The sequence below is a fragment of the Rhodomicrobium vannielii ATCC 17100 genome, from assembly GCF_000166055.1.
GTDB classification, from domain to species: domain Bacteria; phylum Pseudomonadota; class Alphaproteobacteria; order Rhizobiales; family Rhodomicrobiaceae; genus Rhodomicrobium; species Rhodomicrobium vannielii.
In genome coordinates this window covers 3,341,028-3,360,000 of record NC_014664.1, presented here as the reverse complement: position 1 = coordinate 3,360,000, position 18,973 = coordinate 3,341,028, and the positions used below count along the sequence as shown (strand labels likewise).

18 protein-coding genes are annotated in these 18,973 nt (G+C 64.8%); 5 read left to right on the top strand and 13 right to left on the bottom strand.

Going from position 1 to position 18,973, the window contains the following annotated elements; genetic code table 11:
• Positions 1-127: 127 nt before the first annotated feature.
• Entirely contained in the window at positions 128-2,365 is a 2,238-nt protein-coding gene (locus RVAN_RS15485; RefSeq protein ID WP_013420653.1) for a primosomal protein N', read from the top strand.
• A gap of 12 nt (positions 2,366-2,377) precedes the next feature.
• On the opposite strand, the gene RVAN_RS15480 is transcribed toward RVAN_RS15485, so the two are convergent.
• From RVAN_RS15480 to scpB, 7 genes are all read right to left on the bottom strand, one after another.
• Entirely contained in the window at positions 2,378-3,241 is an 864-nt protein-coding gene (locus RVAN_RS15480) for a GNAT family N-acetyltransferase (RefSeq protein WP_013420652.1), read from the bottom strand.
• 146 nt (positions 3,242-3,387) lie between these two features.
• The gene (locus tag RVAN_RS19255; RefSeq protein ID WP_013420651.1) at positions 3,388-3,825 is read right to left on the bottom strand and encodes a YidB family protein; all 438 of its coding nucleotides are present in this window, start codon (positions 3,823-3,825) and stop codon (positions 3,388-3,390) included.
• A 147-nt stretch (positions 3,826-3,972) separates the two neighbouring features.
• The gene (locus RVAN_RS15470) at positions 3,973-4,398 is read right to left on the bottom strand and encodes an HIT family protein (protein ID WP_013420650.1); all 426 of its coding nucleotides are present in this window, start codon (positions 4,396-4,398) and stop codon (positions 3,973-3,975) included.
• 151 nt (positions 4,399-4,549) lie between these two features.
• Positions 4,550-5,365: a twin-arginine translocase subunit TatC gene (gene tatC, locus RVAN_RS15465; protein WP_013420649.1), complete on the bottom strand. Its 816-nt coding sequence runs from the start codon at positions 5,363-5,365 to the stop codon at positions 4,550-4,552.
• A 10-nt stretch (positions 5,366-5,375) separates the two neighbouring features.
• The gene (gene tatB, locus RVAN_RS19250; RefSeq protein WP_013420648.1) at positions 5,376-6,017 is read right to left on the bottom strand and encodes a Sec-independent protein translocase protein TatB; all 642 of its coding nucleotides are present in this window, start codon (positions 6,015-6,017) and stop codon (positions 5,376-5,378) included.
• Positions 6,018-6,055: 38 nt separating this feature from the next.
• Positions 6,056-6,334 (bottom strand): twin-arginine translocase TatA/TatE family subunit, encoded by a 279-nt coding sequence (locus RVAN_RS15455; RefSeq protein ID WP_041789375.1) that lies wholly within the window; start codon positions 6,332-6,334, stop codon positions 6,056-6,058.
• Positions 6,335-6,534: 200 nt separating this feature from the next.
• Positions 6,535-7,338 carry an SMC-Scp complex subunit ScpB gene (gene scpB / locus RVAN_RS15450; protein WP_013420646.1) on the bottom strand — a complete coding sequence of 268 codons (804 nt, stop codon included), beginning with the start codon at positions 7,336-7,338 and terminating at the stop codon, positions 6,535-6,537.
• A gap of 237 nt (positions 7,339-7,575) precedes the next feature.
• On the opposite strand from scpB, the gene RVAN_RS15445 reads away from it, so the two are divergent.
• The gene (locus RVAN_RS15445; RefSeq protein ID WP_013420645.1) at positions 7,576-7,914 is read left to right on the top strand and encodes a hypothetical protein; all 339 of its coding nucleotides are present in this window, start codon (positions 7,576-7,578) and stop codon (positions 7,912-7,914) included.
• Positions 7,915-7,963: 49 nt separating this feature from the next.
• On the opposite strand, the gene RVAN_RS20545 is transcribed toward RVAN_RS15445, so the two are convergent.
• Positions 7,964-8,251 (bottom strand): hypothetical protein, encoded by a 288-nt coding sequence (locus tag RVAN_RS20545; RefSeq protein WP_169309567.1) that lies wholly within the window; start codon positions 8,249-8,251, stop codon positions 7,964-7,966.
• Between RVAN_RS20545 and RVAN_RS15435 the strand changes: the two genes are divergently transcribed.
• Positions 8,250-9,125, top strand: a complete 876-nt coding sequence (locus tag RVAN_RS15435) for a 50S ribosomal protein L11 methyltransferase (RefSeq protein ID WP_013420643.1) — start codon at positions 8,250-8,252, stop codon at positions 9,123-9,125. The two genes, RVAN_RS20545 and RVAN_RS15435, sit on opposite strands and share 2 nt — an antisense overlap.
• Positions 9,126-9,233: 108 nt before the next feature.
• Positions 9,234-11,021, top strand: a complete 1,788-nt coding sequence (locus RVAN_RS15430; protein WP_013420642.1) for an aminopeptidase P family protein — start codon at positions 9,234-9,236, stop codon at positions 11,019-11,021.
• 6 nt (positions 11,022-11,027) lie between these two features.
• On the opposite strand, the gene RVAN_RS15425 is transcribed toward RVAN_RS15430, so the two are convergent.
• Positions 11,028-11,822, bottom strand: a complete 795-nt coding sequence (locus tag RVAN_RS15425; protein ID WP_013420641.1) for an enoyl-CoA hydratase-related protein — start codon at positions 11,820-11,822, stop codon at positions 11,028-11,030.
• A 2-nt stretch (positions 11,823-11,824) separates the two neighbouring features.
• Entirely contained in the window at positions 11,825-12,982 is a 1,158-nt protein-coding gene (locus RVAN_RS15420; protein WP_013420640.1) for an acyl-CoA dehydrogenase family protein, read from the bottom strand.
• A 375-nt stretch (positions 12,983-13,357) separates the two neighbouring features.
• On the opposite strand from RVAN_RS15420, the gene pyrF reads away from it, so the two are divergent.
• Entirely contained in the window at positions 13,358-14,074 is a 717-nt protein-coding gene (pyrF, locus tag RVAN_RS15415; protein ID WP_013420639.1) for an orotidine-5'-phosphate decarboxylase, read from the top strand.
• Here the strand turns inward: pyrF and RVAN_RS15410 are convergent.
• The 3 genes from RVAN_RS15410 to RVAN_RS15400 form a co-directional block, all read right to left on the bottom strand.
• Positions 14,069-14,740 carry an HAD family hydrolase gene (locus RVAN_RS15410; protein ID WP_013420638.1) on the bottom strand — a complete coding sequence of 224 codons (672 nt, stop codon included), beginning with the start codon at positions 14,738-14,740 and terminating at the stop codon, positions 14,069-14,071. The two genes, pyrF and RVAN_RS15410, sit on opposite strands and share 6 nt — an antisense overlap.
• Positions 14,740-15,871, bottom strand: a protein-coding gene (gene prfB, locus RVAN_RS15405; protein WP_013420637.1) for a peptide chain release factor 2 whose coding sequence is annotated in 2 segments (ribosomal slippage) — positions 14,740-15,801 and positions 15,803-15,871 — 1,131 coding nt in all. Because the reading frame shifts where the segments join, the coding sequence is not laid out codon by codon here. Before prfB ends, RVAN_RS15410 begins: the two co-directional genes overlap by 1 nt.
• Positions 15,872-16,103: 232 nt before the next feature.
• On the bottom strand, positions 16,104-18,854 hold the full coding sequence (locus RVAN_RS15400) for a penicillin-binding protein 1A (RefSeq protein ID WP_013420636.1): 2,751 nt from the start codon (positions 18,852-18,854) through the stop codon (positions 16,104-16,106).
• Positions 18,855-18,973 lie beyond the last annotated feature (119 nt).

The window sequence follows — 18,973 nt, the reverse complement described above, 5'->3', positions numbered from 1 at the left end:
GAAATATTTCTGTTGAACGACTTTTCACCCGCGAATATTTCGCGAGGCTTGCGAGGGAGCCCGTGCGCGGTGGCCTGTGCCCGGCAACGGTTGAAATCCTGCCTCGCATCGGCGAAGCTCGCCCGCGATGGCGCCTTCAGACCTGCCCCTTTTCGACGCGGATTTGCCCGAGCCGCCCGCTCGCGGCGCGTCCACGCGCGCGACTGTGCCTGTGCTGCTCCCGCTCGCCCTCGACGAACCTTACACATATGAAGTGCCCGCAGGTGAAACGCTCGCGCCTGGCGATTTCGTGGTCGTGCCCCTCGGCCCGGTGAAACGCATCGGCGTCGTGTGGCGCGAGGCGTCGACGCGCCCGGTCGATCCCCGAAAGCTGAAGCCCGTGCTCGCGCGCCTCGACGAGGTGCCCCCACTGCCGCCGCTCAATCTCGCCTTCGCGGACTGGGTCGCGCAGTACACGCTCGCGCCGAAGGGCATGGTGCTGCAAATGATGATGAGCGCGCGGCTCGTTTTCGAGGCGGAGGAGCCGCGTTTCGGCTTTCGCAACGGAAGCGGTGTGCCCTCGCGCATGACGGACGCGCGCCAGCGCGTGTTGGCCGCCGTGGCCGATGGCGCGGTGTGGTCGAAAAAGCGGCTCATGGATGCCGCCGGTGTCAGCGCTGCGGTGATCGACGGTCTGGCGCAAGCGGGCGCGCTCATCCGCGCCGAGCTTCCGCGCACGCGTGCTTTCGCTCCGCGGCCCGACTTCGCTTTCGCGAGCCTCAGCGACGCACAGCTCACAGCGGCTGGTGCGCTTCAGCAAACCATCGCGGAGGGCGGCTTCTCGGCAACGCTTCTCGACGGCGTGACCGGCTCCGGCAAGACCGAGGTGTATTTCGAGGCGGTGGCGGAAGCGCTGCGGCACGGCGAACGACAGGTGCTCATTCTGCTGCCGGAAATCGCGCTCACGAATCAGTTTCTCGAACGCTTCGAGCGCCGCTTCGGCTGCCGCCCCGGCGAATGGCACTCCGCCGTCTCGCCGAAGGAGCGCGCGCGCGTCTGGCGCGGCGTGGCGCTGGGCGAGGTGCGGGTGGTGTGCGGCGCGCGGTCGGCGCTGTTCCTGCCCTTCACGGACCTCGGCCTTATCGTGGTGGACGAAGAACACGACCCATCCTTCAAGCAGGACGACCGCGTGACATATCAGGCGCGCGACATGGCCGTAGTGCGGGCGTCGCTCGGCAAAATTCCCATCGTGCTGGCTTCGGCGACACCGTCCGTCGAAAGCATCGTGAACGTCCAGCGCGGGCGCTATCGGCATGCGGTGCTGCCCGGCCGCTTCTCTGGCAACGCGCTGCCCGATGTCGAGGCGGTGGACCTGCGCGCAGTGCCGCCCGAGCGGGGGATGTGGATCAGCGAGCCGCTTGTCGGCGCGGTGAACGAGGCGCTTGCGAAGGGCGAGCAAGCGCTCCTGTTCCTGAACCGCCGGGGCTATGCGCCGCTGACGCTGTGCCGCGCCTGCGGCCATCGCTTCACCTGCCCGCAATGCACGGCCTATCTCGTGGAGCATCGCCTGCGCGGGCGGCTCATCTGCCACCATTGCGGTTTCTCGCTGCCGTTTCCGAAGGCGTGCCCGTCTTGCCACGGCGAGGGGACGCTCGCCGCGTCCGGCCCCGGCATCGAGCGCGTGACCGAGGAGGCGCAGAACCGCTGGCCCGAGGCGCGGCTCGCGGTGCTGTCGAGCGACCTCGTGCCCTCGACAGCGGCGCTGCGCGAAATCCTGACTCGCATCACGGAGGGCGACGTCGATATCGTCGTCGGCACGCAGCTCGTGTCGAAGGGGCACAACTTCCCGAAACTGTCGTTCGTCGGCGTGGTGGACGGCGATCTGAGCCTCGCCACCGCCGATCCGCGCGCGGGCGAGCGCACATTTCAGCTCTTGCATCAGGTGACGGGCCGCGCGGGTCGCTTCGGCGCACCGGGGCGCGGGCTGATCCAGACGCATTTCCCCGATCATCCGGTGATGCGCGCGCTGGTCACCGGCAACCGCGAGGCTTTCTACGAGGCGGAAATCGGCTTGCGCGAAGAGGCGGGCTATCCGCCATTCGGGCGGCTCGCGGCGCTGATCGTCTCCGGCAAGACGCGCTACGATGCGGAAGGGTATGCGCGCGCGCTTGCGCTGGCCGCGCCGGAGGCGTCACGCATTCAGGTGCTGGGGCCGGTAGAGGCGCCGCTCGCGATCATCCGTGGATTGCATCGGCAGCGGCTGCTCGTGAAGGCCGCGCGCGAGGCCGATCTTCAGGCGTATCTGCGGGCGTGGCTCGCCAGCGTGGATGCGCCGCGCGGAGGCGTCACGCTTCATATCGATGTCGATCCGCACAGCTTTTTGTAGTAGCAGCGGCGGTCAGCCGATCTCAAGGCTTGTTAGGCCGAAGCACCGATCGCTCCGCCCGGCGGGGACGCCGTCTGTGTACATGCGCGCCGTCTCGAACATCGGCTCCATGCCGTAGCGCTGCGCAAGATCGGCGCTGCGAGGGTTGGCCTCGGTCGTGTCGAGAAAGATCGGCTCGCCACGAAGCCGTGATGACAGCCCTTCGAAAAGCGCTCCCGCGATATGCGCCGCGTCGGCGAATAGCGGCCCGATCCTGAACCCTGTGCGGCTCGGGCGCGCGACGCCATATCCCGCGAGGCTCTGCCCGCTCAATACGCCAAGCGCCACCGCTCCCGGCTGATCGATCCACCGGCGCAGGAGGCGCGCGCGCGGAGCCGGAAACACGGTTGCATCATAGCGACAAATCTCGTCGAAACTCACGGACGACAACTCGACCAGACCGGCGGGCTCGGCTCCGCCGCCCGTTCCCTGATACCGCATGTTGCGATAGGCGAGCTTGAAGCCGGACTTTTTGTAATTGTCCTGCTGCGCAACGACGCCATCGAGGCCGACATTGCGCGTGCCCATGTAGGCCATCGCCGTATCCCAGAGCTTGAGGCCGAAACCCCGGCCACGATAAGACGGCTTGACGATATAAAGGCCGAGAAACCCGAACGCGGCATCATACGCGACTGCGGAAATGCAGCCGACCGGTTCGCCGTCCAGATCCGCGAGGAAGAAGCCGTAGGGATCGGCGGCATAGAAGCATGATGCGTCGTGACGACCCGGGTTCCAGCCCTCGGCGGCCGCCCATTCGAGAGCCAGGCCGACGCCGTTTTCGTCCATCCTGCGAACCCGCAATTCTCGGGATATTTCGTGGGCTTCGTGGGGTCTCATGACTTGGCTCCCATCTCCTGTTGGATGCTCTCGGCCGGAAGCGCGCCGCGCAGGCAAAAAAGCCTGCCCAGCCGGGGGCAGGCTTCTTCCTCTCAAGAAGCTCGTTCGAGGCACCGCTCTGCGCGGGGCCTTCGCTTGGAACGCCGTTAGTGAGTCTGCCCGTAGGGGTGAACGATCTGGCCGCTCGGGCTCGCCTTGTCCACGGTCTCCGGGAGATTCTTCTGCAAGATGTCGAGAATTTTTTCCGGCGGGATGCCGATCTTCTGGGCGAAGCGCTGCAAGTCCTGATCGCCGAGCGCGGAGCGCAGGTCTTCCTTTTCAACGGGCAGGTTTTCGCCCTGACCGAGCCACGACTTCACATGCTCTTCGAGGCCGCCCTTGCTGAGCTTGTCGACGATCACGGTCAGGTTGCCAAAGCCGGCCTGATTGAGAAGATCCTGCAAGGATGTCGGAATGGCCGGGCCACCCGAACCCGCCTGATTTGCCTGCGTTTGCGGCGCGGACTGACGCTGCACGGGCGGCTGCTGCTGACCCTGCTGGCCAGCCTGATTCAGAGCGGCAGTGATGGCTTCGAAGATGTTCATAACGCGACCTCGCGAAAGCTTGTTTGGACGCGAAGGTAGCATGAGCGGTACGCGCGATTCCGCAAATCGCGCGGCAGCGCCAACGAACAGCGAACGGAGACTTTTAAATTCGACGCATCGATCAAGGAAGGACCGATGCGCGGATCTTTAAGCGAGGGCGGCTTTCAGCTTCTCCGCATGCTTCGCGAGCAGGTCGTTGTCCGCCATGATGCCAAGGGGGCGAAGCTCGTCGCCGACCGTGCGCGGCAGGATATGGAAGTGCAGGTGGAACACCACCTGTCCGCCCGCCGGTTCCGAAAATTGCCAGAGCGACACGCCATCTGCGCCGAACGCCTTCTTCGCCGCGACCGCTATGCGCTGCGCCGTCGCGATGACGGGCGCGAGTACGGCGGGCGACGCATCGAGGATGTTGCGCACCGGTGCTTTCGGGATGATGAGCGTGTGCCCGTCGACGCGCGGCATGATGTCCATGAACGCGAAGCTGTCGGCGTCTTCATGGACGAAATGGCAGGGCAGTTCGCCGCGAAGGATTTTTGCGAAGACGTTGTTCGGGTCGTAGGCGGGCGCGCTCATGCCAGATTCCTCCGCTGTCGGGTTCGCCTCGCTTTTCCCGCGAAGCGCGACGCGGGTCAAGTGTCCAGGTGGACCGCGCAGCCGAGGCCTGCCGTGAAGAAGGGCGATGCGTCAGGGCTCGCTCACGAGAGACGGGACCGCGCGCCACCCTCTACTCGCCGATTTCCTCTTCCATGCGCTTCTTCTCCTCGGCTGCGCGCTGGCGTTCAACGAAACGCACCGAGATGATGGAAAGCTCATAGAGAAGCAGCGTCGGAATGGCGAGGCCCACCTGGCTCATCACATCCGGCGGCGTCAGCACCGCAGCGACGGCGAAGATCGCCACGATGGCGTAACGCCACTGCTTGCGCAGCCACGCTGACGTTACAAGCCCAGCGCGCGCGAGCAGCGTCAGCACGACCGGAAGCTGGAAGCACAGGCCGAAGGCGAGAATGAGCGACGTTATCAGGTGCAGATATTCGCTCACGCGAGCGGTGAGCTGGATGTGGACCTGCTGGTCGGCTCCCGTCTGCTGCATCGACAGGAAGAACGTCATCGCGAGCGGCATCACGATGAAGAAGACGAGCGCGCCGCCGAGGATGAAGAGAACGGGCGTCGCGATGAGATAGGGCAGGAAGGCGCGCCGTTCGTTTTTGTAAAGGCCAGGCGCAACGAACATGTAAAGCTGCGAGGCGATTATCGGGAAGGCCAGCACGATCGCGCCGAAGAAGGCCACGCGCACCTGCGTGAAGAAGAACTCCTGCGGTGCGGTGTAGATCATGTCGATCTGCGCATCGCCGCCAACTGCAAGGCGGTACGGGATCAGTAGAAAATTATAGATATACTGCGCGAACGCGTAGCAGAAGAAGAAGAGGACGACGACCGCGATGACGCAATAGATCAGCCGACGCCGCAGCTCGATCAGATGATCGAGGAGTGGCGCTTTCGACTGGTCGAGATCGTCCTGTTCAGGTTGGGCCACGGCCATATGTAAGCGCTCACGCGGCTGGAGCTATGCGGTCTTTGGCGGGATCGCTCGCGGCGGCTTGCGGCTCCAAAGGCTTTGCGGGGACGGCTTGACTTGCGGGCGCGTATGACGACACGGCCGGTTCGGCGCTTGTTTTCTCCGCCTCGATTGCCGCTTTCGCAGGCGCAGTCTCGGGAACGGGAACGGTCAGAGGCGCAGCGATGTCGACTTGCGGCGCGGTCGGGATCGCCGGGGTGGCCGGAGCGAGCGCGCCCGGTCCCTCGGCCTGCGATAGAGCGGAAACCTCTGCGGCTGCGGGGGTGCCTGCGCTCGCGGTCTTCGCGGCATCGGCGCCCTGCGGCGCGTTAGCCTGCGGTGTTTCCGGCACGGGGGCGGGCTTCGAATAGTCGTGATCGATGGCGCGCTTGATGCTGTCCTTCAACTGGCCCGCCGGGTTGAGGGCGCGGAAGTCCTGAAGGTTCTTCTGAAGATCCTGATAGCCGCCATCGCGCATCGAGTCGTCGAACTGACGCCGGAAGTCGTCCGCGTGGTTGCGGATCTTCCGCACGAAGCGGCCGAGCGTATGAAGCATGCTTGGCAGTTCCTTCGGGCCGATAAAGATCAGCGCGACGACTGCAATCACGAGAAGCTCAGACCACGCGATATCGAACATTCTGCCCCTTTGCCCTCAAAGCGCTAGTGACCGCTTGCTCAAGCCTTCGTTTCGGAGCCGACGGGAGACTTCACTTCAGCGCGCGGGGCCTCGTGCTCGATCGGCTTCGGGGCGGCGGGAGCAGCGGGTGCGGCGGTGCTCTGCGTGGCGGCTGGAGGCGGGGTTGCCTCTTCTTCTTCCGACATGCCCTTCTTGAAGCTCTTTATTCCCTTTGCGACGTCGCCCATCAGCTCAGAAATCTTGCCTCTGCCAAACAGAAGCACGACGAGCAACAGAACAATAAGGAGCTGCGGCAGACTCCACGTCGCTCCGAACATGAGATCCTGGGGCATCTGGATTTACTCCTTCGTCGCCGTCTTCCGGCGGCACGCGCGATGTTGGGAAATTTCCCCTGAACGTGGCCGCATGAGCGCGCCATGTCAAGCGCGCTCATCCTATCAATGCGTAGCAGAAAAGCGAAGGTGCGCCGGTGTTTCCGCGCTGTCTTCACCTTCCGCGCCTCCGCATCCTCGCTCGGTCAGCCCGCCGACGCCACGAGCACGGGATGCGGCTTGTGGGCTTCCGGCTCCACCTCGACGGGAGCGTCGTCTTCGGCATCCGTGTGCCTGCCCGATGGCTCGTCCTCCAGCGGATCTTCGTCGTCGCGAAGGGCCATGCTGTCGTTCGGCTCCGGCACGGAGAAGCCGGGCGGCAGGTTGCTGTCGAGGAGGCCCGCTCCCTTGAGTTCGGCGAGGCCGGGCAGGTCGCGGATGGAATCGAAGCCAAAATGATCGAGGAACGCTTCCGTGGTGCCGTAGGTGGTGGGGCGGCCCGGCGCGCGACGGCGTCCGCGAAGGCGCACCCAGCCGATTTCGAGCAGCACGTCGAGCGAACCCTTGGATGTCGAGACGCCGCGAATTTCCTCGATCTCGGCGCGCGTCACCGGCTGGTGATAGGCGATGATGGCGAGCGTTTCGAGTGCGGCCTTGGATAGTTTGCGCTGCTCGATGGAATAATGTTCAAGCAGGAACGAGAGGTCTTCCGCAGTACGGAACGCCCACTTGCCCGCCACGTGGACGAGGTTGACGCCACGCCCGGCGTAAAGCTGCTGAAGCTCTTCCAGAAGCTGGCGCACGTCGTCTTTCGCGCCGAGATGCTTCGCCAGCGAAGCTTCGTCGAGCGGTTCGGCGGCGGCAAACAGCAGCGCTTCCACGATGCGCAACTTCTCGCGCCGGTCAGCCGAAGGCAGCCGCGTCACATTGGAAGGGAGCGGCAGCGGCAAAATCGGCACGCGACCGTTTTCAATCCCGCCATCTTTTCCCTTGCCGTCTCTACCTGCCATAGGAAACCATCCGTTATCCCCAGCTTTTCAGACAGCTAGTTCGCCTGATTTGGGGGGAACGCGCAAGTGTCGCATTCCGCTCCATCCGAACGGGCGCGTCGACAGATTGCGATCACAATTATTGACTTCGGTCAATTCGCGGAAGGCCGGTAAGTTTCCTTTAGAAGGGGAAGGGTATGACTGGAAGAAAGCCGGAAAGAAAGGCTCACTCCTCAACCCCGCCAACGGCACTAAATCATGATCCGTTTCAATGTCTGGCCGATCGTCAGTCTTTTCCTCGCCGGTATCGGCATTTCAGGCGGTCTCTTCCTTTTCGCTCTACATGCAGGAAGTATCGACGGCATCGGTTTGACGACGGCTCTGGCCAGACAGCATGCGGAGGTCGAAGCAAGCGCACCCTTAGGCCAAAGGCTGGCCCATACGGCTCGGGGAAGCGCCGCCAACGGTGAAAAGGCGCGCGGTCTGGCAACGAACGGCGACTTCCAGACCTATGCAGCGAGCGCACATGATGCGTCGCGCCCGGTGTTACTCGCTCTTCCCGGCGAACCGGCGCTCGAAGCCGTAACCGCCGAGTAAGCTGGCGGCGGCTTCGATGCCGTGGCTGGCGCGGCGCAAACGCTCGCTATCACTTGCTCGCGCGGGTGACCCGCGGAACCTCGCCGTCCACATGGTCCGTGAGAAGCCAGATGAAGCTGTCGCGGTCAAGCCATGCATGCCTTTTCCAAGCGGTGCAGCCGAGTAATGATGCCGGCAGTTTGATGCGGCCAGCCATGGTTTTTGCCGGCCTTGATCCGGTTATCTCATCGCCGCCTCTCATGCCGAAAAGCGCCGACGAAGACGCTTGAAAGCTTCGGCGAATGGTGCTCCCCGTTCCTGAAAGGCGGCCGCCCATCACCCGAAACAGGTTTCCCATGCGATTGACCCACAAGACAGTGTTGAACTTTGCGTCCGAAAACGAGGCAGTTGCCGCAAGCGAGATCCTTGGCGAACTGCCGGCCTTCGAGGAAACGCCGGTCGTCGCGCTCGAAAATGCGGACGGGAAGCGCTGGTCGGTCGAAATCTATGACGACGGCGCGCTCTGCGATGTCGCAACGGCGGCGCTGGCGGACGCGGGCATCGCACCGGCTGCGACGGCGGTCGAAGCCATCCCCGATGCGGACTGGGTGAGCGAGACGCAGCGCGCACTGCCGCCGGTCCACGCGGGCCGCTTCATCGTGCACGGCAGCCATGATCGCGCGCGCGTCGCCTCACAATGGGCCATTGAGATCGACGCGGGCCGCGCCTTCGGGACCGCGCACCACGGAACGACGAAGGGCTGCCTGCTCGCGCTGGAGCGGCTTTCCCCCGTCGGTGTGGATCGCGTGCTCGACCTCGGCACCGGCTCGGGCGTGCTCGCCATCGGCGCGGCGAAGGCGCTGGGGCACGGCCCGCACATCGTGGCCGTGGACGTCGATCCCATCGCCGTGGAGGTCGCGCGCGAGAACGTCCGCATGAATGGCGCGGGCGCGGACATCGCGCTGTTCACCGGCGATGGCTACAAGCCGCGCGACGCCTATGCCCTGGCGCCGTTCGACGTGATCGTCGCGAACATCCTCGCGAAGCCGCTGTTGAAGCTCGCGCCGCGCATCCGCGAACTCACCCGCATCGGTGGCACGGTGATTTTGTCCGGGCTGCTTTCCGGGCAAGCGCGCGAGATCGTGGCCCGCTACCGCGCCACGGGCTTCGTGCTCGTGCACCGCCGCGACCTCGAAGGCTGGGCGACGCTTACGCTGCGGCGAGTTGGCTAGCGCGGTCGGCGTTCCAAACTGCGCCATTGTTGCCCGTCTGCAACTTTCGCATAATTCGCGCCCGCGCCATATGCCGAATAACGCACGACCGTTCAGCCGAGGTCTCCCATGCCGCATACCCACGAAAGCCGACTCGCCGCGCTACGCGACGCTCTCGCCGATGAGAAGCTCGCGGGCTTCATCGTCCCGAAAGCCGACGAGTTCCAGAACGAGGCAGTGCCCGCATGCTGGGATCGTCTCGCGTGGCTGACGGGCTTCACCGGCTCGGCCGGAACGGCGGTTGTGCTCGCCGACAAGGCCGCGCTCATTGTCGACAGCCGCTATACTCTTCAGGCCAAGGCGCAGGTGGATGCGGCGCTTTACACGGTCGAGCTGTTTCCGAAGGTGACGCTTGCGAAATGGCTCGGCGAGCACGCGGGCGAGGGCGCGGCGATCGGCTATGACCCATCGCTTTTCACGCAGGCGAGTTTCAAGCCGCTGAAGGCGGAGGCCGAAAAGGCCGGTTTCGAGCTTCATCCCGTCAAGGCGAACCCCCTCGATGCGCTGTGGGAGGATCGCCCCGCGCCGTCCTTCGCGCCCATCGTTTTCCACGACGAGGCGTTAGCGGGCGAGAGCGCGGCGTCGAAGCTTGAGCGCGTGCAGAAGGAGATCGCCGCGCGGAAGGCGACGGGGCTCATCGTGAGCGCACCGGACGCGGTGGCGTGGCTATTCAACGTCCGCGGCGGCGATGTCGCGCATACGCCGGTGGCGCTCGCCCGCGCCTATGTGCCGTTGAAGGGCAAGCCGACGCTGTTCGTTTCGCCGGGCCATTTGACCGATGAGAACCGCGAGGGGCTGGAAGTGCTGGCCGCGCTGCATCCGCTGGGCGACCTGTGGAAGGTGCTTCCGCGCCTCGTGGGTGCGGCGGCGAAGGTCATCGCCGACCCGGCATACACAACGCTTCGCGTGGCCGACATCCTGAAAGTCGCGGGCGCGAAAGTCATCGAGGGCGACGATCCGAGCATCCGTTTCAAGGCCGCCAAGAACGCAACCGAACTCGAAGGCGCGCGCGCGGCGCATCTGCGCGACGGCGTGGCGGTGGCGCGGTTCGTTGCGTGGCTCCAATCTAGCGCTCCGTCCGGCACGGTCGATGAGCTGGCGGCGTCGGACAGGCTCGAAGCGTTCCGCCGCGAGACGGGCAAGCTCGTCGATCTCAGCTTCGACACGATTTCCGGCGCGGGATCGAACGGCGCCATCGTGCATTATCGCGCCACGCCCGAGACGAACAAGCCGCTTCTGCCGGGCACACTTTATCTGATCGACTCCGGCGGCCAGTATCGCGACGGTACGACCGACATCACGCGCACCGTCGCCATTGGCGACCCAAACGCGGACATGCGCCGCCATTACACGCTCGTGCTGAAGGGGCATATCGGCATTGCGACGGCGCGTTTCCCGGCGAAGACCACCGGCGCGGCGTTGGACAGCTTTGCGCGGCGTGCGCTGTGGGATGCGGGGCTGGACTATGGCCACGGCACGGGCCACGGCGTCGGCAGCTTCCTTTCGGTGCATGAAGGTCCGGCGAACATCTCGCCGCGCGGCACGGTGGCGCTGGAGCCGGGCATGATCCTGTCGAACGAGCCGGGCTATTACCGCGAGGGGCAGTACGGCATCCGGCTCGAAAACCTCGTTGCCGTGACGCCCGCGCAGGGCATCGACGGCGGCGAGACGGAGATGCTCGGCTTCGAGACGCTGACGCTCGCGCCGTTCGACCGGCGGCTGATCGATGCAGCGTTGCTCTCGCCCGCCGAGCGCGATTGGCTGAACGCGTATCACGCGCGCGTCCGCGAAGCGCTTGCGCCCCATCTCGATGACGCGGATCGCGCGTGGCTCGACGCGGCGACGGCGGAGATTTAGCGCGCGCTACTCCGCCCAGTTCGGCTTGCGCTTTTCGATGAAGGCGGCGAGCCCTTCCGCACCTTCCGGCCCGCGCGCGGCTTTTGCGAAGACGGCGGCGGCGTGCTCCACGAGCGCGCCCGCATCCTCAAAGCGCGCGCGCCGCAAGAGCGCCTTGGTTTCGGCCACCGCGCCCGGCGCACAGGCGAGGATATGGCGGAGCGTTTCGGCTAACGCCGCGTCGAGGTCCGCGTACGTCTCGCAAATGCGATGCACGAGCCCGATGCGACAGGCTTCCTCCGCGCCGAAGCGCGCACCCGTCACCGCCAACCGCTTCGCCTCCGAATAGCCGAGCCGCTCCACGAGAAACGGCGCGATCTGCGCGGGGATCACGCCGAGGGATGTCTCAGGCAGGCGGAAATCCACGGTGCGCGTGGCGAGCGCCACATCCGCTGTGCAGGCAAGGCCGAAGCCGCCGCCCATGACGCTGCCTTCGAGCACCGCCACGACAGCCAGCGGCGAGCGGGCATAGGCCGCGCAGACATGGCCGAACGCCGCGTTCGAGGTCGCAACCGGGTCCGTTTCGCCGACGGGAGCCATGCGTGCCGCCGCCATGTCGCGCAGATCAGCGCCCGCGCAGAAATGGCCGCCCGCACCGCGCAGCACCACAACGCGCACGCCCGTGCCCTCCGCGTCCGCGAGCGCGGCCAGCAGTTCCGCCAGCATCGTCTGCGACATGGCATTGCGAACCTCCGGCCGGTTGAGCCGGATCGTCAGCGCACCGCCGTTGCGCACCAGCGCCAATGTGGTCGGGTCCGCCATCGTCAGTCCTTCTTCTCGCGGGGCAGCGTGCCTTCAAACTTGCAGATGATGCCCAGCATCACCTCGTCCGCGCCGCCGCCGATGGACACGAGCCGACCGTCGCGCATGGCGCGGCTCAGCGGATTATCCCAGGTAAAGCCCATGCCGCCCCAATATTGCAGGCACGAATCCGTCACCTCGCGGATGAGCCGCCCGCATTTCAGCTTCGCCATGGAAGCGAGCTTCGTCACGTCGCGCCCGGAGATGTATTCCTCAACCGCGCGCCACGTCAGCGAGCGCAGCGCCTCCACCTCCGTGCGCAGTTCCGCGAGCCGGAAATGCACCACCTGATTGTCGAGGATGGACTTGCCGAAAGCCTTGCGCTGGCGCGTGTAGTCGATGGTGGCGTCGATGAGCCGGTCGAGCATCGTGAGCGAGTTCGCCGCGCCCCAGAGCCGCTCCTCCTGAAATTGCAGCATCTGGAAGGTGAAGCCCATGCCTTCCGCGCCGATGAGGTTAGTTTGCGGCACGCGCACGTCGTCGAAGAAAAGCTGCGCCGTGTCCGACGAGAACATGCCCAGCTTGCGGATCTTCTGCCGCGTGATGCCCTTGGCGTCCATCGGCACGACGATGAGAGACTTGTTGCGATGCGGCTTGTCGTCGGACGTGTTGGCGAGCAGACAGCACCAGTCGGCCTTCATGCCGTTGGTAATCCACATCTTCGAGCCGTTGATGACGTAGTCGCCGCCGTCCTTCTTCGCCGTCGTCTTGAGCGAGGCGACGTCCGATCCCGCGCCCGGCTCCGACACGCCGAGGCAGGCCACCATGTCACCCGCGATGGTTGGCGCGAGCCACGCGCGCTTCAACTCCTCGCTGCCGAAACGGTGCAGCGCGGGCGTCGCCATGTCCGACTGCACGCCGATCGCCATCGGCACGCCGCCGCAATCGCAGGTGCCGAGCGCTTCCGCGACCGTCGCCGAATAGGAAAAGTCGAGCCCGAGGCCGCCATAGGCTTCGTCGTATTTCGTGCCAAGCACGCCGAGTCCGCCGAGCTTCTTGAAGAGTTCGTGCGAGGGAAATTCCTCTGCGCGCTCCCATTCATCCACGAACGGGTTGATCTCGTTCTTTACGAAGCGCTCCACCTGGTCGCGCAACTGCTCATGCTGCGGCGTCAGAAGCATCGCGGTTTCCCCCCTTCGTTTTTCTCCGGGCGGCGAGCGCCCTTTTGCTCAGGATGACACGACCGTTGACAAAAGGGAATTGCTCTTGAGGCGAGCGAGGGCAGCGTCGTTTGCGTCCCGTTTTTCGCTCATCCCTGCCATGATGGACCTGAAATCGGTTGGTTCGGGCGCGCCTTTCCGGCAGGCTAGTGCAGTGAATTTTACATTTGATTCACGCCCGCTGCTGGCGCCGTCATCAAATGTAAAATTCGAAACTGCACTAGAATCAATTGGTTGCTGGTGCTCTTGAAACGCATATTTTTGCTGGAGAGCGTGCCGCAACGTGGACCAAAAATATGCGCCAGAGCACTGGCGAAAAACGCAGCGAGGATGCCGATGCCGTTCGAGACCGAAGCCGAGAAGAAACTGATCGTAGCGCTGGATTTCCCCTACGCGGACGAAGCGGCGGCCTTCTGGCACCGGCTTGCGCTGCCGCATGCGGTGGCGAAAATCGGCCTCGAACTCTTGATGACGGCGGACGGCGTGGCGCTCGTGAAGCGGCTGGCGGAAGGCGGCGCGAGCGTATTCGTCGACGCGAAGCTCTACGACATCGCCGCCACCGTCGAGCGGGCGACGGCTCGTGTGGCGGCACTCGGCGCGGCGTTCCTCACCGTTCACGCGCAGGATGACGCGACGGTCGCGGCGGCGGTGCGTGGCGCGGCGGGTTCGCCGCTGAAGCTGCTCGGCATCAGCCTGCTTACGAACGCCCGGCCGGAAAGTCTCGCGGGACAAGGCATCACGTTATCCGCCAGCGACCTGGTGCTCACGCGCGCAGGCTTTGCGGCTGAGGCGGGTTTTCACGGCATCGTTTCGTCGGCGCTTGAGGCGCGCGCGCTGAAAAGCGCCTTCGGCTCGCGGCTTGCGGTCGTGACGCCTGGCATTCGTCCGGCAAGCGCCAGCGTTGTGGGCGACGATCAGGCGCGCACGGCCACACCGGCGGAGGCCATCGCCGCGGGCGCGGATTACATCGTCGTCGGCCGTCCAATCACGCGCGCTGCCGATCCGAACGCCGCCGCCCGCGCCATCGTCGCGGAAATCGCGGGTGCCTTATAGCGCATCAATGATGCGGGCGACTTCGTCATAGTCGTGGGCGATGAACGTCGCGCCCGCCGCGACCAGCGCTGCTTCGTGGTCCGGCGGCAGATGCGACGCGGCGAGAAGCCCGATCACGCGCATGCCAGCAGCAACCGCCGCGCGGACGCCGCCCGCGCTGTCCTCGATCACGATGGCATCGCGCGGCTCCACGCCTTCTTCACGCGCGGCCTTCAGGAAAATATCGGGAAACGGCTTGCCGCGCGCCACGGTCTCGGCGCTGTAGATGCCGCGCGGAAAGCGGTCGGTGAGGCCCATCACGCGCAGGCATAGAGCGATGCGGCGCGGCGAACTCGACGACGCGATGCAGCGCTGGATGTGCGCGTGGCGTGCGATGAAGTCGCCCACGCCGGGAATGGGGCGCAAAGAGCGCTCGAACAACGCGAACGTGCGGCGTTCAAGCTCGGGCAGGAAGTCCGGGAGCGGACGGCCCGCCAGCGCTTCCATGGTGGCGACCTCGTCGGACGCGCGCTTGCCGACGAACAGCTTCGCCGCCTCCTGCCATGTCATCGGCGCTCCGAGGTCGCCCGCATAGGCGGCAAGCGCCTCGCAGGCCAAAACCTCGCTGTCGGCGATGACGCCGTCGAAGTCGAAGATGATGAGCCGCGGCGGGGTTTGCTCCGCCACTAATCCAGATCCTCGACCTTGGCCGGGCCGCCGCCATGCACACGCTGAGCCAGCGCCGCCTCAATGAACGCGGTAAGGTCGCCATCGAGCACAGCCGGCGGGTTCGTGTTCACGATGCCGGTGCGGAGATCCTTCACCATCTGATAGGGCTGGAGGACGTAGGAGCGGATCTGGTGGCCCCAGCCGATGTCGGTTTTCGACGCGGCGGCGGCGTGCGCGGCGTCTTCGCGCTTCTTCAATTCCTGTTCGTAGAGCCGCGCCTTCAGCATGTTCCAAGCGGTTGCGCGGTTCTTGTGCTGCGAGCGTTCCATCTGGCATTGCACCACGATGCCGGTCGGCACGTGTGTGATGCGCACCGCGCTGTCGGTGGTGTTCACGTGCTGGCCGCCAGCGCCGCTCGCGCGGTAGGTATCGATGCGGCAGTCGCTTTCGTTCACCGCGATGTCGATGGTGTCATCCACGACCGGATAAACCCAGACCGACGCGAAGCTTGTATGGCGGCGCGCGTTGGAGTCATAGGGTGAGATGCGCACGAGGCGATGCACGCCGGACTCGGTCTTGAGCCAGCCGAAGGCGTTCGAGCCTTTCACCTGGATCGTCGCCGATTTCAGCCCGGCTTCTTCGCCCGCCGCGCTTTCAATCAGTTCGACCTTGTAGCCCTGCTCCTCCGCCCAGCGCATGTACATGCGCAGCAGCATTTCGGTCCAATCCTGGCTCTCGGTGCCGCCCGCGCCCGCATGGACTTCGAGGAAGGTGTCGTTGCCATCGGCTTCGCCCGAAAGCAGCGCTTCGACTTCGCGCTTCTGCACTTCGGTTTGCAGCACGGCGAGTGAAGCCTCAGCCTCTTTCACAACCTCCTCGTCGCTCTCTTCCTCGCCGAGTTCGATGAGGCCGACGGCGTCGTCGAGGCGCGCGGCGAGTTGCGAATAGGCGGTGAGCGCGGTGTCGAGGTGCTGCCGCTCGCGGAGCAGCTTCTGCGCGCGCTGCGGATTGTCCCACAGCGTCGGGTCTTCGACGATCTCGTTCAGGTTCGCGAGGCGGATCTTTGCTTTATCCCAGTCAAAGATACCTCCGCAGGAGCGAGAGGGATTGCTTGATTTCGTCGACGATGGCTTGTGTTTCAGGGCGCATGGAGAAAAGTTCCGTCTGTGAAGCAGGAGCCGGAGCGCAAGATGGCAGCCGGGTCCGTTATTACAAAACTGTAAAGATTGAGCCAACATAGCGCCAGTGTACTCTGCGCGCGCTCGCCGGGCGTTGGGGCTGATTTCGACAATCGCACCGGGCAGCGCTGAGTTCCAGCCCAAAATGCCGATCCTGTCTGCATCCAGAAAAGTGCTCCGGACGCAGATAGGATTGCAACAGGCTAGTACAAGCCTCCGGGGCTGGGCGCGGTCCGTCCGTAGGGCGGCGGATAGCCGCCTGCGGTGCCAGGCTGGCTTGGAGGCGTCGGCTGCGGCTGGCCCCATCCACCGGACGACGGCTGAGGCGGCTGCCTCCAGCCTCCGCCGCTTTCGCCCGGATACCCGCCCTGCTGACCGTAACCTCCCGGCTGGCCGCCACCATAGCCCGGTTGCTGGTCGCCCGCAGGGTAGGACGCAGAGGCGGTCGCGTAGCCTTCCGGCGGCTCGGTGCCCGGCTTGAAATATTCGGTAATGGCGTCTGGATCGGCCGGATCGGTGCGTTGGCCCGTGCGTTTGTTGACGCGCACCTGCCGGATGTCGGCCGGTGTGCGGAACGGAACGGCGGGCTTGTCCTTCAGCGCCATCTTGAAGAAGTCGGCGAAGATCGGCGCGGCCAACTCGCCACCGGTTTCACCATGGCCCATCGGTTGCGGATTATCGTAGCCGATGAAGATGCCCATCGCGATGTCGGGCGAGAAGCCGATGAACCAGGCGTCCTTTTCGTCGTTCGTCGTGCCGGTCTTGCCGCCGAGCGGCTTCTGCACGCGCTTCCAGACGATGGAGCCCGTGCCGCGCACGACGACGCCTTCAAGCATCGAAGTGACCTGATAGGCCGTCATCGGGTCGATGATCTGCGCGCGTTCGTCCGTGAGTTGCGGCTCTTCCTGACCCCCCCACGACTCCGCATTGCAGGTATCGCAGGCGCGGTTATCGTGCCGCCAGATCGTCTGGCCCATGCGGTTCTGGATGCGGTCGATGAAGGTGTAGTTGATCTTCTTGCCGCCGTTCACGAACATGCAATAGGCGGTGGTCAACCGGATGAGCGTCGTCTCGCCCGCGCCGAGCGCCATGGAGAGCAGCGGCGGGAGATCCTCATACACCCCGAAACGGCGCGCATATTCGCTGACGATGGGCATGCCGAGATCCTGCGCGAGCCGCACCGTCATGAGGTTTCGCGATTTCTCAATGCCGATACGGAGCGGCTGTAGGCCGTGCACCTGCTTGTCGTAGTTCGATGGTTTCCATTCGCCCTGTCCGTTGCCCTGGTCCACCGAGAAGACGGCGTCGTTCACCACGGATGCGGGCGTGTAGCCGTTATCGAGGGCGGCGGCGTAGACGATCGGCTTGAATGACGAGCCCGGCTGCCGACGCGCTTGCAGCGCGCGGTTGAACTGGCTTTCCGCGAAGCTGAAGCCGCCGACAAGCGCGAGCACGCGGCCGGTATGCGGGTCCATGACGACGGTCGCGCCGCCGATCTGCGGCACCTGCATCAGCGACCATGCAGGCAGCGAGGTCTTGCCTTCCGCGAGCTTCGGATTGCGCTCGCGCTCCTTCAGCAGGTCGATTTCGTTCGGCGGGGAAACATAGACGACATCGCCGACAGTGAGGATGTCGCTGATGCCGATGGGACCCTTCGTTTTGGTCCTGATCCTCTCGAAAGCCCACTTCGCGCCATCCGCGCCGAGCTCGATGGTCTTGCGCTCGGTATCCAGCGTATTGTTCGAGGAGCGTCCCGGCTGCAAGCCGATAACGGCCTTGTCTTTAGCGGTTTGCAACACGACGCCGAGCCGCCACGGATCGACGTCCGACAGCGCGGGCACTTCGGCGAGCTTCGTGCCCCAATCGTTGGCGATGGCGAGATCGATTTTCGTGATCGGCCCGCGCCAGCCATGCTTGCGGTCGAAGTTGACGAGCCCGGCGCGCAGGGCTGAGCGCGCCATCATCTGGAGACCGGGATCGAGCGTGGAGCGCACGGAGTAGCCGCCCGCATAGACGCTTGAATTGTCGTCCGTGTCTTCGAGGCCGTACATGTCGGCGAGCGTGCGGCGAACTTCCTCGGCGAAGTACTCAGCGGCGAAGGTTGACGGGCCGACCGAGCGCGACACCATTTCGAGCGGCTGCTTCTTCGCCTGATCCGCGTCTTCCTGCTTGATGAAGCCGAAGCGCGCCATGTTGTTGAGGATGTCGTTGCGCCGCAGGAACGCGTCCTGGAAGGCTTTGCTGCCGGGCCGCGCGGTCGTGAGTTGCAGCTTCGTCGGCTCTTTAGGCAGCGCGGCGAGATAGGCAACCTCATGCAATTGGAGGTCGTTCAGCTCCTTGCCGAAGTACCGCAGCGCCGCTGCGGCGACGCCATAGGAGCCGCCCCCGAGATAGATCTGGTTCAGGTAAAGATCAAGGATGCGCTCCTTCGTGTAGGCGCGCTCGATGCGGACGGCGAGGATCGCTTCCTTCGCCTTGCGGAGATAGGACCGCTCGCTCGTCAAAAGGAAGTTCTTCGCCACCTGTTGGGTGATGGTGGAAGCGCCTTCCTTCTTGTTCTTCGTCAGGTTGTTGTAGACGGCGCGCAGGATGCCACGAAAATCGAGGCCGCCATGCTCCCAGAAGCTCTGGTCCTCGGCCGCGAGGAACGCGTTGATAAGCGGCTTGGGCATGACCTGAACGGGAACGTAGATCCGCCGCTCCTTCGCGAATTCCGCGATGAGGCGACCGTCGCCGGCGTGCACGCGCGTAATGATCGGCGGCTTGTAATTGGCAAGCTTGTCATAGTCCGGAAGATCTTGCGAAATCGTCCAGAGAAAATAGGCCGCTCCGGCAGACGCCGCGATGAATATGAAAACGCCTGCCGTGAACGCAAACCCGAGAAAGCTCAGGAAGAGACTCCTGTGGCGCTTTTTTTTCACGGGGGGCGGCAGTACAGGCGGCTTGCTTTGCATCAGTTCCACGCTTGATTATTCGGCCGGTTCCACGATCAGACCAAACAAAGCGACCGGAGGGGGTTCGGCGACGCCATCACGAGCATAACGGCATGCCCAAATTGTGACAGCATATATTC